Below are 14,494 nucleotides of genomic sequence, written 5' to 3' on the forward strand. Positions count from 1 at the left end.
GGGCGCGGGGAACTGCGCGAAGGGGAACGAAACGACCCGTGTGCCGGGTACGGAGTTTCACTTGCAAGTGAGCGTCCGTACCCGGCACACGGGTCTGTGTCTTCCGTCTCGCGCAGTTCCTCGCGCCCCTAACCCCTCAGCGGGTTTCCCTCAGCGGGTGCCGACGGCGGTGCGGACGGCCCGGCGGGCGAGGGCGGCGTCGTCGTAGAGGCGGCGGATCATGATGCGCTGCTCCTCGCCGGCCCCCGGGACGTCGTGCAGGCGGATCTCCCGCATCAGGACCAGCACCAGGTTCACCAGGAACGCGTCCCGCGCCACCGTCCCGCCGGACTGCGCGAGCTGGCTGATCTGCCGCCGGGCCGCGGTGTCCCCGGAGAGGACGCTCCACAGGACCGCCAGGTCGTACCCCGGGAGGTACCAGCCGGCCTGCTCCCAGTCGACCAGGACCGGCCCGGAGGGCGCGAGCAGCACGTTCCCGAGCAGCGCGTCGCCGTGGCAGAGCTGGAGCGGCGCCGAGGAGAGCCCGTGCAGCAGGGCCCGCAGGTCGCCCGCGTCCCGGTCGGTGAGCTGCCCGACCGAGTGGTAGCGGGAGATCTCCAGCTGGTAGTCGAGCGGCTTGCCGAAGACGTCCGTCGGCGGCCGCCAGAGGTTGAGCGAGCGGATCGAGCCGAGCACCGCGCGCAGCTCGCCCGGGGTGGGCGCGTTCACCGGGTGGCGCTCGCGGGCGGCCTGACGGCCCGGCACCCGCTCCATGACCAGGACGCAGCGGTCGTGGTCGGCGGCCACCAGCCGGGGGAGGCGGACCGGCGGACGGTGCCGGACGAAGGCCCGGTAGACCGCGATCTCGTGGTGGAAGCGCTCGATCAGCTGCTCGGAGTGCTCGCTGCGGAGCGCCTGCGGCGCCAGGCACTTGGCGACCACGGGGGCGCGGCCGATGGTGCCGGCGATGATGATGTGTCGGCTGCCTTCCCGCAGGACCTGGCGCGGGAGGAAGCCAGGGCATATCCGCGCGACGTTGGCGAGGACGGCCCGGACGGCCGGGGTCTGCAGGGCGGCCGGGTCGAGGCGGTCCGCGCCGGTCTCCAGCGGGCGGCCGCGGAGCAGCCGCTCGGAGCCGGGGCGGTTGCCGTACTGGTCGGCCTGGCGCGGCAGCAGGGCGCGGGCGGTGGCGAGGGCGCGGGGGTCGCGGAGGGGGACCGGGCCGGGCCCGGGACGACCGCCGGCCGCGGTGGGGGGGCGCAGCGCGGTGCGGGGCTGGGTGGGGGTGCCGGTGGTCGCTGAGGAGTACATGGGCTGGTGAGGGTCCCTTCCGGTCCGGCGGCTGGCCTCTGCCGGTGTCTGCTGCGGACTCCCCGGTGCGGCTGGGTGCCGCCGGGGCTGGAGGTGGAGCGCAGGCGCCGGGCACGGAACGGTGGGTCGGTGGTCGGCCCGCACCCTGGGGAGTGCGTGCCGTTCGCCAGCCCTGGCCATGCCCGGCGCCTGCGCGCCACCCGGTCGCGCCACCCCCTCGGATGAGGCCCCGGAACGGCCGTTGACGGTGCGTCAGGGCAGTCCCTGGGCCGTTTTCGGCGCTCCGACCCGCGGTCGGGGTGGCGCATCTCTACCTGACACCCGGCGGCCACTGGTGCACCATCTGGCGGACCCTGGCGAAGCGTGGCGAATGGTCGCGCGGCACATGCCAGCGCCACTACTGTCGTGGCAGCCGAGGATCCTGGGGGCTTCACGTGAGCAAGGGGCCGAACGCCAGATTCGCCGACCTCTTCGCCCTGACCGGTTGGTCCAAGGGCGAGTTGGCGAGGCTGGTGAACCGGCGGGGCGCGGCGATGGGCCAGCAGCAGCTGTCCACCGACACCTCGCGGGTGCGGCGCTGGATCGAGCAGGGGGAGGTCCCCCGCGACCCGGTGCCCAGAGTACTGGCTGCCGTGTTCACCGAGCGGCTCGGCCGTGTCGTCACCACTGAGGACCTCGGCCTCGAACGACACCGGCCCTCCAGGACCGGGAGCAGCAGCAAGGAACCAGCCTGGGAGCCGGATCGCACGGCCGAGGTCCTCACCGAGTTCACGGGAATGGACCTCATGCTCAACCGACGCGGACTGGTGGGCGCGGGCACCGCGCTCACGGCGGGCGCCGTCATCGGCGACAACCTCTACGACTGGCTGCGCGGCGCCGACGTGGCGTACGCGGCCGAACGTCCGGGCCCCCGGACGATGGTGACCAGCTCCAACGGCAGACCGGTGCTCGACGTCTACGAGCCGGGCCCGGTCGGCGACGACGAGGTGGCGGCGCTGGAGCGCTCGGTGGAGGTCTTCCGGGCCTGGGACGCCTCCCGGGGCGGCGGCCTCCAGCGCAAGGCGGTGGTCGGCCAACTCAACGAGGTGGGCGGCCTGTTGACCCACGACATCCGGCCGCAGGCCAAGCGCCGGCTCTGGCTGGTGGCCGCCAACCTGGCGGTGCTGGCGGGCTGGATGTCGCACGACGTCGGCCTGGAGCCCACCGCCCAGCGGTACTTCGTGATCGCCGCCCAGGCCGCCCGGGAGGCCGACGACCGGCCCCGGGCCGGCGAGGCCGTCTCCCGGGCCGCCCGGCAGATGCTCCACCTCGGCCGGGCCGACGACGCCCTCGAACTGATGCGGATGGCCCGGGCGAACGGCGACGGCCGGATGCTCCCGCAGACCGAGGCGATGCTGCACACCGTGGAGGCCTGGGCGCAGGCCGCGCTCGGCCGCGCCGAGGCCACCCGGCGGCTGCTCGGCGAGGCCGAGGAGCTCTTCACCCGCGGCAGTGACCTGCCGGTCCCCAGCTGGATGGCCACCTTCGACGTGGCCGAGCTGCACGGCATGCAGGCCCTGGTCTACCGCACCCTGGCCGAGCACGACCCGGGCTGGGCCCGGCGGGCCGAGCACCACGTCCGCCAGGCGATGGAGCAGCGGCACCGGACCGGCCGTGAGCGCTCCAGCCTGCTGGACGAGATCACCCTGGCCTCGGTGCACTGGCTCTCCGGCGAGCCCGAGGGCGCCCTCACCCACGCCAAGCTGGCGCTCAACTCGATCGGCCAGACCTCCTCGACCCGTACCTGGGACAGGCTCCGGGCCATGTACCGGCTCACCGGGCGCTACCGCACGATGCCGGCCGTGGCCGAGCTGCGCTCCGAGATCGAGGCCGCGATGCCCGCCCCGCGCCGCGAGCCGGGGCTGGCCTGAGCCCGCTCCGGGGCCCGGTCGGAACTGACGGAGTGACAGCGGACGGACCGTCAGCAGGCGGTCCGTCCGCGCCGGTGGGCAGACTCTGCCACGGAGCGCGGTGGGGGGCGAGGAAATTGTGCGGATCCCTTGGAGGTTCCCCGTCGGTGTCCGTCCGGACGGTCCGGCCGCGGGGTGGCTTGATCGGTCCTGTGTGCGTAAGGGGCGGTCAGGCGGTAACCTTCGGTGGTTCCGGCGCCCGGGCGCCCATTGTTCGACCCTCCTGACCCCCGGCGGCGGAAATCCCGTTGCCACCTAGACCGCCGCAACGGATGCTGACGTCATGTTCGAGCCAGTGATAGCGCCCAGTGCCAGCCTCCTCGGCCTCCTCCAGCGAGGCCGTGGTGACGGGCAACTGCATGCGCTCGCGGCCGACCGTCACGAGGCGGTCGCCGCCTTGGAGTCCTGCGTCACATCCGACCCCCGTGCCGACTGGCAGGTCGAGAACCGCTCCCTCTACTACGCCCGGCTCTACATGGAGCTCGAGGCACCGCTCACCGGGCTGGAGCTGCACCTGCACTCCGTCGAGGACACCCTCGACCCGGACGAGGGCCGCACCGGCCTCACCCTGGCCGTCCTCGGCCACCTGGCCGGATACGGCCGCCGGGACGCCCTCACCCTGCTCCGCAGCTACGTCGCCACCGGCAGCAACTGGGCCTGGGCCCTGGACGAGCTGGCGCTGCGCGACGACGACGAGCGCTCGCTGCTCGCGCTGGCCCCCTCGGTGCTCGGCCGCTTCCCGGCCGGCCCGGAGGGCGACGCCGCCCTGAGAGCGGCCGTCCGGGCCGCCTACGAGCCGCGCCCCTGGCGCCTCTGGGCCGCCCACCACCCGCGGATCGCCGCCGCCGGCGAGCAGTCACCCTTCGACCTCTGGCAACGCCAGATGAACCGCACCGGCGTCACCCCCGGCTGGAGCACCGACGACGTGCTGGCCTGGGCCGACCAGCCCGAGCCCGGCGGCTCGCCCGAGCGCCGCGCGGCCGCCGCCGCCCGCTGTCTGGCCGCCGTGGTCCGCCCCGAGGACCGCCAGTCGGTCCTGACCGCCGCCCGCGACGGCGCCCCCGGCGCCCGCACCGCGGCCCTGCGCTACCTGGTGGACCAGCAGGATCCCGAGGCGGCCGGCCTGATCGAGCTGGCCGCCGCCGACATCGACGAGCGGGTCGTCACCTCCGCCCTGTCCGAGCTGCGCCGGATGCGCGGCGAGGCCGCCCTGGAGCACGCCCGCCGCTGGGCCGACCCGGCCACCGGCGGCGCCGACAGCGCCCTCGGCGAGGCCGCCGTCCAGCTCCTCGCCGACGCCGGCGAACCCGCCGACGGCCCCCTGGTGGTGGCCGGGCTCCGCCGCTGGATCTCCGTGCGCGGGGTCGACGGCAGCGGCCTGGGAACCTTGGTCGACGGCGTGGGGCGGCTGGCCGCCGCTGGTGCCGTCCCCGCCCTGCGCCACGTCTACGGCGAGGCCGCCTCCTCCGAGCTGCGCGGCCGGGCCGCGAAAGCCCTCTCCCTCACCGACCCGTACTTCGCCCGCGGCATCGCCGTCGAGTGCCTCTGGGACTGCGAGGAGGCCACCCGCGAGCTGGCCGCCCGCCACGTCACCACCACCGGCGACGTCCGCGTCCTCGAACGCCTCCGCCGCCTCGCGGCCGACCCGGCCGAAGAGGCCGAGGTCCACACCGTCATCCGCAGCCGCCTCACCGGCCACTGACGGCACCACCCTCGGGCCGCCCTCCGGGCCGCGCCCGGACCGCGCTCGGACCGCGCTCGGACCGCCCGGAGGGCGGTCAGGGGCGCGGGGAACTGCGCGAATCGGAAGACAACGACCCGTGTGCCGGGTACGGATGCTCACGTGCAAGTGGGTCTCCGTACCCGGCACACGGGTCGTTTCGTTCCCCTTCGCGCAGTTCCCCGCGCCCCCGGGGTGACCACTTTCGCTGCCTCCCCGCAGCAACGCTGACATCATGGCCCGATGAACCGTCACCTCACCCGCGTCGCGGCCCCGATAGCCGCCCTCGCCGCCGTGCTCCTCGCCGCCACCCCGGCCTCCGCCCACACCGGCGTGAGCTCGCAGCAGGCACAGGCCCTCGCGGTGGACGCCGTACTGGCGTTCAAGGCGGCGGGGGAGTCGGACACCGCCGGGGTCGACGAGGTGCAGGTGGTGCTCCCGCAGGGCATCGGGCCGGCCGACGTGAGTCTGGTGAAGGCGCCGCAGGGGTGGGCCTTCAAGCCCGGCCCGGAGGGCTTCACGGTGAGCGGGCCCGCGCTCGCGCCGGGCAAGGCCGCCGAGTACCAGGTGAAGGTCCGTCAGCTGCCGGACGCGCCGCAGCTCGCCTTCAAGACCCTGGTCATGTACTCCGACACCCAGGTCGACCGCTGGATCGAGATCCCGCAGAACGGCTCCGAGCCCAAGAACCCGGCCCCCGTCCTCAAGCTGGCCAAGGCCGCCCCCGGCGCCACCCCGCTCGCCACCCCGACGCCGTCCCCCTCGCCGACGCCGACCCCGTCCCCGTCCCCTTCCCCGACCGCTTCCCCCACGCCGACCGTCTCCCCGTCGGCGACCCCCGTCTCCGTGCAGCGCACCGACGCGGGCGCCGGCTCCAACGGCCCGGTGATCATCGGTGCCGTGGTCCTGCTGCTGGTGGTCACCGGTGGCGTGGTCTGGTGGCGCCGCCGCTCCGCCGAGGGCTGAGCGACGGCGCCACCGCGGCCACCGTCAGTGCGCCGCGGGCGTCCCCGCGTCCGGGGTGAGCACCCCGGCGCTGACCAGCGCGATGATCAGGATGCCGAGCGCGATCCGGTACACCACGAACGGCATGAAGCTGTGGTGCGAGATGTACTTCAGGAACCACGCCACCGCCGCGTACCCGACCACGAAGGCGATGCCCGTGGCCAGCAGCGTCGGCCCCCAGGCCGGGGCCGGCCCCTCGCCGATCTTGAACAGCTCGAGCACGCCCGAGGCCAGGACGGCGGGGATGGCGAGCAGGAAGGAGTACCGGGCCGCCGCCTCCCGGCTGTAGCCGAGGAAGAGGCCGGCGCTGATGGTGCCGCCGGAGCGGGAGACGCCGGGGATCAGGGCGAGCGACTGGGCGAAGCCGTAGCCGAGGGCGTGCGGCAGGGTCAGTTCGGAGATCGGCTTGGCGTTGCGGACCGCGCGGGTCCGGTCGGCCACGGCCAGGATCACGCCGAACAGGATCAGCGTGGTGCCGATGACCCGCAGGTCGCGCAGGCTGCTCTCGATGGTGTCCTGGAACAGCACGCCGAAGATGCCGATCGGCAGGGTGCCGAGGATCACGAACCAGCCGAGCCGGGCGTTCGGGTCGCTCCGCCGCTCCTTCTTGAAGAGCGCGGCGGTCCAGGCGGTGATGATCGCCCAGATGTCCTTGCGGAAGTAGATCAGCACCGCGGACTCGGTGCCCAGCTGGGTGACGGCGGTGAACGCGGCGCCCGGGTCCTCCCAGCCGAACAGGGCGGAGAACACCCGGAGGTGGGCGCTGGAGGAGACCGGCAGGAACTCGGTGAGCCCCTGGATCAGTCCGAGGACGGTGGCTTCGAACCAGCTGATCACCGGGCACCCGCCCGAGTCGTCTGGAGGGGGGAGCGCATCTGCTGGTGATCCTGTTCTGCTGACGGGTGTTCCGGGCGCGATGCTAGCGGTTCGAGGTGCACGGCGGACCCTCGGGGCGCCGTTCGGACTGACGGCGTCTCAGGAGACCGGGCGGGACTGCGCTGGGCCCTCCACGACCTGCGGCACCGAGTCCGTGTGCACCGGGACGAGACGGGCGTCGGCGGTGTCCTTCCCGTCGGGCTCCGGAACCACCTGACGGCACCCGAAGGTGCTCACCCCGGGCCGACCGTGGTCCCGTCCGGAAACTCCGTGTACCCGCGGCGGAGCCCGTGGCATCATCCCTCGGTGATCACTGCAGCCACCTCCGGTACCTGGACCCTCGGCGACATCCCCGTGCACCGCCTCGGCTTCGGTGCGATGCGCCTCACCGGCAGCGCCGCCTTCGACCTCGGCACCCCCAGCGACCGCTCGCGCTCCCTCGCGGTGCTCCGCCGGGCCGTCGAGCTGGGCGTCAACCACATCGACACCGCCGCCATCTACTTCTCCACCCTCCGCTCCGCCAATGAGCTGATCAACTCCGCCCTCTCCCCGTACCCGGACGACCTCCTGATATCGACCAAGGTCGGCCCGGTCCGCGACGTCACCGGCGAGTGGCTGGAGTGGGCCCGCCCCGACCAGCTCCGCGGGCACGTCGAGGAGAACCTCCGCCAGCTCGGCCGCGACCACCTCGACCTGGTCAACTACCGCACCAACGGCCGCGCCCCGATCGCCGAGCACTTCGGCGCCCTCGCCGAGCTCCGCGAGGCCGGCCTGATCCGTCACCTCGGTCTCTCCAACGCCGACACCACCCAGCTCGCCGAGGCCCGGCGGATCGCCCCCGTGGTCTGCGTGCAGAACCGTTTCGGCCTGGGCGCCACCCCCGCCCAGCGCGCCGTCCTGGAGGCCTGCGGCGAACAGGGCATCGCCTTCGTCCCGTTCTTCGCCATCGCCGGCAAGGGCGCCGAAGCCGGTGCCGAGCACACCGACGGCCCCGCCCTGCTCGCCGCCGCCGAGGCGCACGGCGCCAGCCCCGCCCAGATCCGGCTGGCCTGGAGCCTGGCCCAGGGCCCGCACGTGCTGGCCATCCCCGGCACCGGGAACCCCGTCCACCTGGAGCAGAACGTCGCCGCCGGAGCCATCCGCCTGACCGAGGACGAGCTCGCCGCCCTGGAGGCCGAGGCGTGACGGCCACGCCCGCGGACCTGGCGATCCGTCACGTCACCGCCCTGTCCCACGGGGCACCCCTCCCGGCCGGCCTCCGGGTCACCCTCAACTTCCACCCCGACCGCACCACCGCCGGCCGCACGGTCCTGGCCGCGCTCGCCGAGGACGGCAGCTACCACTCCCAGTTCGTCACCGGCACCAGCAACGGCGGCCTCACCGCCCACCCCGGCGGCGACCGCTGGGCCTGGGAGAGCCGGATCTTCGGCGGCGCGTACGACCAGGCCCCGCCCGCCGAGCGCCCGGTGTACGGCGCCCTCGACTTCCGCCACCGCCCGTACGGTGCGGCCCCGCGCTTCGGTTCCGCCTTCCTCCGGCTCACCGCCGGGGCCCTGGACCGCACCACCTTCTGCTACCCGGACAGCTTCCTGGAGCCCGCACACTTCGGCACCGCCGAGCGGATGGCCCTGATCGAGCTGGCCGAGGCGGACGACCAGGACGCCCTGGACGACTACGTCGAGGCCCACGTCCACGGCGGCGTCCACCTCGCCCGCGACGTGGAGGCCCTCGTCCTCGACCCCTGCTACCTGGGCACCGAGGTCGAGGAGGCCGCGGCCGCGCTGCCCTGTCCCGTCGAGTACCACCCGGGCCTGCGGCTGAGCACCGAGGTGCTGCGCCGTCACCCCGACTACCGGGGGCCGGAGTTCGTCGAGCTCGGCCTCGCCCTCGCCCGGGACGGCCACCTCGACCCGCTGGTCCTCGGGGAGGCGGCCCGTTCCGGCGAGCACGACCCGCAGGCCCTCAAGCGCGTCTGGCACTACCTGGCCCGCTTCGGCGGCCCCCGCACCACCTGACGGCCCCTCCACCCGCTCGGCGGCCCGCCCGCCGCCCAGCGGGTGGAGGTCTGGGCCGGCGGCGCCCGCCGCCTGCTCGACCACCACTCCCCGGACGCGCCCGCGTACGTCCCCGGCACCAGCTCAGGCGCCGTCACCGCCCTGCTGCTCGCCGTCCTCGACGGTCCGTCGGCTACCGTCCCCACCATGGACATCGACGCCCTCCCCGTCTTCGAGTTCGCCTTCCCCGGCCCGCTCCGCGACCAGCTGGTCGGCGCGGTCCTCTCCGGGGCCAAGACCACCACCACCGGCCTGGCCGTCGACTACGCCACCACCGGAGACCCGCTGCCCCGGGCCGGCCACCGCGCCGCCGTCATCGACTCCGACGGCCACCGCGTCGCGGTCATCGAACTCACCGAGGTCCGCGTCCTGCGCCTCGCCGACGTGGACCTGCGCCACGCGGTCGACGAGGGCGAGGGCGACGAGACGGTGGCCCGGTGGCGCACCAACCACGAGTCCTTCTGGCACGGCCCCGAAGTCCGCGCCGAACTCGGCCCCGACTTCACCGTCGACGACGACACCGAGGTGGTCGCCCAGCGCTTCCGCGTCCTCTGGCAGGCCGAGGCCTGACGCCCGACACCCGACGGCGGACCGCACCGTGGTAGGACGGGGGTCCGGGTCGAAGCCATCTGCAGTGGCTTCGACCCGGACCCCTGGCCGTTCGGCGTCTAGCGGCCGTCAACGGCCTCGGTCACGTGCAGCCAGGCCTCCAGATCCGCGAGCCGTGCCTCCAGGGCCGGGCGCAGGGCCGCCGCGCTGGAGGCGCCGAGGGCCAGGCGCAGCGGCGGGTTGGGGCTGTCGACCGCACCCCGGATGCCTTCGGCGATCCGCGCGGCGTCGGAGAACGCGGACGCCGGCATCTCCCCGATGGCCTGGTGGACCTGACGGACGGTCGGGTCGTAGTCGTCCAGGCCGGCCGCGACGTCCAGGTTGGCGAGGAACGGGGTCGCGGTCATCCCGGGCTGGATGAGGGTGACCTTGATGCCGAGCGGTGCGACCTCCGCCGCGAGCGCGTCCGTCAGCCCCTCGACCGCGTACTTGGTGGCGGCGAGCAGGCCCACGCCGGGGTGGGCGGACTGCCCGTACACCGAGGAGCCCTGGAGGACGTGCCCCGAGCGCTGGGCCCGGAGCACCGGCAGGGCGGCGCGGAGCACGTTGAGCACCCCGAAGACGTTGGTGTCGAACACGGCCCGCGCCTGCGCGTCGGAGGCCTCCTCAACGGCTCCGAACAGCCCGTACCCCGCGTTGTTGGCCACGACGTCGATCCGGCCGAACCGGGCGAGCGTGCTCTTCACCGCCTCCTCGACGGCCCGCTCCTCGCGTACGTCCGTCGGGAGGAGGAGCAGCCGGTCGGTGTGAGCGTGCGTCAGTTCCCGCAGCGAGGAGGTGTCGCGGGCGAGGGCGGCGACGGACTCGCCGTTCTCCAGTGCCTGGAGGGTCAGTTCACGGCCGATGCCGGAGGTCGCGCCGGTGATCAGCCATGTGCGTGTCTGGTTCATGTTGCGAACGTATGGCTTTAGCTCGCAACGAGTCAACCTTGATCCATCATGAAGTTGTTCTCTAATGCCATTAGCTCGCATCGCGCTGACGTCCTGTGGGAGGATGGCCGGCGTGACAGCCGCATCCCCCGGACCCAGCAGCCCACGTACCGTCACGCCGACGGTCGAGACCGTCCTCGCGTTCGTGAACACGCGCGCCGACGGTGGGGGGAGCCGAGAACTCTTCGCGGACGGGGACGCGTTCGCGGCCTGGCTGGCCGAGCGCGAGGACTTCGACGAGGACTTCGGCGGCGTGGCCGAGCCGACCGACGCCGACGCGGCGGTCGCGCGCGAACTGCGCGACGCCCTGGTGACCCTGCTGCTCGCGCACTCGGGCGACGCGGAGAGCCAGGGGGAGCCGCTGCTGCGCGCGGAGCGGTACCTGCGGAGCGTGGGTTCGCTCTACCCGCTGGCGCCGGTGGTCACGGCCCGCGGGGTGGAGCTGGCCTCGCCGCAGACCGGCGTGCCGCGCGTCTTCGGCACCGTCCTGGCTGCGGTCACGACCGCCGCGCAGAGCGGCGACTGGGGCCGGGTCAAGGCCTGCCTGAACCCCCCGTGCCACTTCGGCTTCTTCGACCGCACCCGCAACGGCGGCGGTCTGTACTGCAGCACCGGCTGCGGCTCCCAGGTCTCCATGCGCAAGCACCGCCAACGCCGGCGCGAGGCGGCCCCCGAGGCGTGAGACGCCCCTCGGGGGCTCACGCCTCGGACCGGGCGCTACCGGTTCTCGTACTCCGCCACCAGGATCGCCCGGCCGAGGGCGAAGAACCCGAGCGTGCCGCTGATCGCCGCCGCCGAGGTGTCCGCGTCCGGCCCCAACTCCTCGACGGGCAGGGCGTGCACGGTGAACACGTACCGGTGCGGCCCGTGCCCGGGCGGCGGCGCCGCACCGCCGAATTCCTTGGTCCCGTAGTCGTTCCGCCCGTGCACCGCCCCCTCCGGCAGCCCCGGGAACGCCCCGCTGCCCGCCCCGGCGGGCAGCTCCGTGGTGGTCACCGGAAGGTTGAACAGCACCCAGTGCCACCACCCGCTGCCCGTGGGCGCGTCGGGGTCGAAACAGGTCACCGCGAAGCTCTTGGTCCCGTCCGGGAAGCCCGACCACGCGAGCTGCGGCGAGAGGTTGCCGCCCTCCAGCGTCTGGGCCGGCAACAGCGTGCCGCCGTCCTTCATGTCGTCACTGCTGACGCTGAACGCCGGTACGGGGCGCAGGAATTCGTGGGGCAGCGGAGGCCTGGTCATGGCGGATGTTCTCCCTGGTCGAATCGGGTACCGGCGGAGGTTAGCCCAGCCCGCGCGCGCCACGCCCACTCCCTTTCGAATACCCGTTCTCCGGCACCCGCGCCGCTAGGATGGGAAGCCCAGAGAGGCCGCGCCCTGTCAGTGCCGGGCACGATGATCGGCCACATGGGAGTTCTGTTCGGCTACTACGCCGCCGATGACGACGCACACGCGCTCGGCGCGATCGACCGCGACGACGACGGTCCGCTCGGCGCGGGCTACGACGGGGTCGAGGTCAAGCACCTGGACCCCGTCGTCTGCCTGCTCCCCGCCGAGGCCCGCCTCCGCGGCGGCCCGGCCGCAGCCGTCACCGCGGACCCCGCACGGGGCCGGCTGGTCGGCATGATCGAGGACGGCGAGGTGGTCACGCTGGGGCTCTCGCCCGCCTTCCGGGACGCACTCGCCGCCGCCACCCCCGCGTCACTCGCCGAGGCGGCCGAGGTCTGGTCCCGCTCCGACGCCTCGCTCGGGCCGTCCGAACGGCCTTGGCTGCTGGACTTCCTGACGGACCTGGCCGCCCTCGCGACCCGGGCGGCGGCCCGCGGCCAAGGCCTGTACTGCTGGATCTGCCCGTAGCCGAGCGCCGCGCGTCCCGGCCCGTTCGTCCGGGACCGTCCGTCAGGAGTCCGGGAGACCGAACAACGGCAGGCAGGGCGCGAGCCCCTCCACCGTGACCCGGACGCTCCGGTGCTCCTCCCAGCGGGCCCGGCCCAGCCGCAGCCGCCTGGTGGTCACGGGCTTCCCGCGCACCACGTGCCGGTCGACCCCGTCGGGTTCGTACCCGTGCTTGAGCGACACCGCGTACGAGGGGCCGTTGTCCTCGAACGCCCCCGACGTCGCCTCGGCCGCCCCCAGTCCGGCGAACGCCAGGTGCAGGACGGCGGCCCGCATCTCGGTGCCGATGCCCCGGCCCTGGTGGGCCGTCCCCAGCCAGGAACCGGAGCTGACCTGCCGCAGCACGGCGAACTCCCGCGCGGCGACGGTCTGTTGGCCGACGACCCGGCCGCCCTCGAGGACGGCCAGGTTCAGGGCCCAGTCCTGCGGGGACCAGTTCCCCCGGCGCAGCCAGTGGTGCTGCACCACCGAACGGGCCCGCTCCGCGGGCGGGAGGTCGGTCCACGGCACCAGGAAGGGCATCCGGTCCGGTGCGTGGACACCGGCCGCCGCCAAATCGGCCAAGGCGGCCAGCTCGTCGTCGGTGGGCAGTCGGAGTTCGAGGCGGGGTGTGCGCAGGCGCAGGCCGAGCAGCGGCCAGTGGTCGGTCAGCATGTGCCATTGTCGGCGCTGCCGCCCTCCTCGGACACCTGGGTTTCCCTACGTCGCCTCAGACCTCGGCGGATGCAGCCGCCTTGTGGTCGACGGTCACTGGCGGGTCGGGGCAGCTCTCCTGATACCGGATCGGCAACGGGGCGGTCGAAGCCGCCGCCCCGGCGGGCGGCCCCGGCCAGAATGCGAGGGCATCCGCGCAGGTGCGGACGGGATGGAGGACGGGCATGACGCTTTCCGCAGCACGGCGGGCCTCTCCCGAGAGCGGGCTCCCGACTCCGGCCGGAGGCACTCGGTGGGCGGCCGCGGAAGCCGAGCTGCTGAGCCTGCCGCGTTCGCGGCGCGGAGCGCGTGGCCCCAGTGCGCTGGAACTCCTGGGCAGGCGGCACAAGGAGACCAGCCACGAGCACTACCTGAAGTTCCTGCTCGACCCCCGCCAGCACCACGGCCTGGGCCCCGGCCTGCTGCGCGCCCTGCTGTCCCTCGCAGGTCTGCCGCACCTCGCCGCCGACCACCGCCTGGACCGGGCCCAGGTGCACCAGCAGGTCCGCGGAGCGTCGAGCCGCCCCGACCTCGTCGTCACCAGCCAGGTGGCCTCCGTCGTCATCGAGTTGAAGCTGTACGCCTCGGAGGGCGACGGGCAGACGGCCCGTCAGGGGGACGACTTCGCTGACCTGCCCGACCCGGTGTTCGTGTTCCTCACCCGCACGGGCACCTGCCCGGCGGACGTCCGCTTCCGGCCCGTCAGTCTGCGAGAACTCGCGGGCCACCTGGCGGAGTTGCTCGCCACGGCCGACGACGCGCCCGGCCGCCGCCACGCCGACGACTACCTGAGCGACCTGGAGGCCACCGTGGGAGTGAGCACCGACGACGACGCGGACGCCGGCTTCTGGGTCACCCACGGCCCCGCACTCCTCGCCGCCCAGGAGGCGGCCCGACGTCTCCTCCCTCAGCTGCCCGCCCACGTCGCGACGGCCCTCCCCGCCCTGACGGTGGAGCTCGGGGCGGACCTGGTGGTCCGAACCGTCGACTACTGGGCCCAGGGCGACCGGGGCACCTACCCGGAGACCGCCGTGGTCCTCAGCAAGCCCGACTGGCTGGTCGACGACAGCCCGGTCCTGGGCTTCGCCTTCGGCTCCCGCCGCCAGGCAGACAGCCACCGCGGCCCCGACCCCGACGACCCGAACCTGCGCCCGTTCCACGGCATCTACTGCACCGACCCGATCCTCCGGGCCACCCTGAGCCACCGCTTCCTCTCCAAGGGCTGGGGCGGCCACTGGGCCTGGTGGTCCTACGTCGACCTGACGGCCGCCCCCAACGGCGGCCCCGGCTTCCTCACCCACAACGCCACCGCCATCACCGCCACCATCCGCGACACCTGGCTCGAACGGGCAGCCACGGTCGACACGGCCTGGGCCGCACGGAGCACGACGGCGTAGGCGAACGGCGACCGGAGGCCGAGCCGCCCGCATCACCACGGAGGCCCCTCAGCCCCACTGGCAACGGGCTTTGGAGCCGCAG

14 protein-coding genes are annotated in these 14,494 nt (G+C 74.1%); 9 read left to right on the top strand and 5 right to left on the bottom strand.

Annotation, left to right across the window (positions count from 1 at the left end; all coding sequences use genetic code 11):
* Window positions 1-150: 150 nt before the first annotated feature.
* Complete coding sequence (locus tag ACWEPF_RS33460) at window positions 151-1,290, bottom strand: aminoglycoside phosphotransferase family protein (protein WP_449798179.1); 1,140 nt, start codon at window positions 1,288-1,290, stop codon at window positions 151-153.
* A 434-nt stretch (window positions 1,291-1,724) separates the two neighbouring features.
* Between ACWEPF_RS33460 and ACWEPF_RS33465 the strand changes: the two genes are divergently transcribed.
* The 3 genes from ACWEPF_RS33465 to ACWEPF_RS33475 all read left to right on the top strand — a co-directional run bounded on the left by ACWEPF_RS33465 (window position 1,725) and on the right by ACWEPF_RS33475 (window position 5,922).
* Window positions 1,725-3,200 carry a DNA-binding protein NsdB gene (locus tag ACWEPF_RS33465; protein ID WP_449798178.1) on the top strand — a complete coding sequence of 492 codons (1,476 nt, stop codon included), beginning with the start codon at window positions 1,725-1,727 and terminating at the stop codon, window positions 3,198-3,200.
* Between the two features lie 322 nt (window positions 3,201-3,522).
* Window positions 3,523-4,941 carry a HEAT repeat domain-containing protein gene (locus tag ACWEPF_RS33470; protein ID WP_452175544.1) on the top strand — a complete coding sequence of 473 codons (1,419 nt, stop codon included), beginning with the start codon at window positions 3,523-3,525 and terminating at the stop codon, window positions 4,939-4,941.
* Between the two features lie 261 nt (window positions 4,942-5,202).
* Window positions 5,203-5,922, top strand: coding sequence for a DUF1775 domain-containing protein (locus ACWEPF_RS33475; protein WP_452175545.1), 720 nt, complete (start codon window positions 5,203-5,205; stop codon window positions 5,920-5,922).
* 24 nt (window positions 5,923-5,946) lie between these two features.
* On the opposite strand, the gene ACWEPF_RS33480 is transcribed toward ACWEPF_RS33475, so the two are convergent.
* Window positions 5,947-6,795 (bottom strand): undecaprenyl-diphosphate phosphatase, encoded by an 849-nt coding sequence (locus ACWEPF_RS33480; protein WP_345279452.1) that lies wholly within the window; start codon window positions 6,793-6,795, stop codon window positions 5,947-5,949.
* Between the two features lie 348 nt (window positions 6,796-7,143).
* Between ACWEPF_RS33480 and ACWEPF_RS33485 the strand changes: the two genes are divergently transcribed.
* The 3 genes from ACWEPF_RS33485 to ACWEPF_RS33495 are packed head-to-tail and all read left to right on the top strand — an operon-like array spanning window position 7,144 to window position 9,461.
* Window positions 7,144-8,022, top strand: a complete 879-nt coding sequence (locus ACWEPF_RS33485; RefSeq protein WP_452175546.1) for an aldo/keto reductase — start codon at window positions 7,144-7,146, stop codon at window positions 8,020-8,022.
* Entirely contained in the window at window positions 8,019-8,852 is an 834-nt protein-coding gene (locus ACWEPF_RS33490) for a DUF3626 domain-containing protein (RefSeq protein ID WP_452175547.1), read from the top strand. Before ACWEPF_RS33485 ends, ACWEPF_RS33490 begins: the two co-directional genes overlap by 4 nt.
* Window positions 8,853-8,894: 42 nt before the next feature.
* Window positions 8,895-9,461 carry an ASCH domain-containing protein gene (locus ACWEPF_RS33495; protein WP_452175548.1) on the top strand — a complete coding sequence of 189 codons (567 nt, stop codon included), beginning with the start codon at window positions 8,895-8,897 and terminating at the stop codon, window positions 9,459-9,461.
* Window positions 9,462-9,559: 98 nt separating this feature from the next.
* Here ACWEPF_RS33495 and ACWEPF_RS33500 read toward each other — a convergent pair whose 3' ends face one another.
* Complete coding sequence (locus ACWEPF_RS33500) at window positions 9,560-10,390, bottom strand: SDR family NAD(P)-dependent oxidoreductase (RefSeq protein ID WP_452175549.1); 831 nt, start codon at window positions 10,388-10,390, stop codon at window positions 9,560-9,562.
* Between the two features lie 184 nt (window positions 10,391-10,574).
* On the opposite strand from ACWEPF_RS33500, the gene ACWEPF_RS33505 reads away from it, so the two are divergent.
* Window positions 10,575-11,111: a CGNR zinc finger domain-containing protein gene (locus ACWEPF_RS33505; protein WP_452175550.1), complete on the top strand. Its 537-nt coding sequence runs from the start codon at window positions 10,575-10,577 to the stop codon at window positions 11,109-11,111.
* 35 nt (window positions 11,112-11,146) lie between these two features.
* Here ACWEPF_RS33505 and ACWEPF_RS33510 read toward each other — a convergent pair whose 3' ends face one another.
* Window positions 11,147-11,668 carry a YbhB/YbcL family Raf kinase inhibitor-like protein gene (locus tag ACWEPF_RS33510; protein WP_452175551.1) on the bottom strand — a complete coding sequence of 174 codons (522 nt, stop codon included), beginning with the start codon at window positions 11,666-11,668 and terminating at the stop codon, window positions 11,147-11,149.
* 165 nt (window positions 11,669-11,833) lie between these two features.
* On the opposite strand from ACWEPF_RS33510, the gene ACWEPF_RS33515 reads away from it, so the two are divergent.
* A complete protein-coding gene (locus ACWEPF_RS33515; protein ID WP_452175552.1) occupies window positions 11,834-12,283 on the top strand; it encodes a hypothetical protein in 450 nt (149 codons plus the stop codon).
* Between the two features lie 42 nt (window positions 12,284-12,325).
* Here the strand turns inward: ACWEPF_RS33515 and ACWEPF_RS33520 are convergent, their stop codons facing one another.
* Entirely contained in the window at window positions 12,326-12,976 is a 651-nt protein-coding gene (locus ACWEPF_RS33520; protein WP_452175553.1) for a GNAT family N-acetyltransferase, read from the bottom strand.
* Window positions 12,977-13,200: 224 nt separating this feature from the next.
* Between ACWEPF_RS33520 and ACWEPF_RS33525 the strand changes: the two genes are divergently transcribed.
* The gene (locus ACWEPF_RS33525) at window positions 13,201-14,412 is read left to right on the top strand and encodes a hypothetical protein (RefSeq protein WP_452175554.1); all 1,212 of its coding nucleotides are present in this window, start codon (window positions 13,201-13,203) and stop codon (window positions 14,410-14,412) included.
* Window positions 14,413-14,494: the final 82 nt, after the last annotated feature.

Source organism: Kitasatospora sp. NPDC004289 (assembly GCF_053602875.1).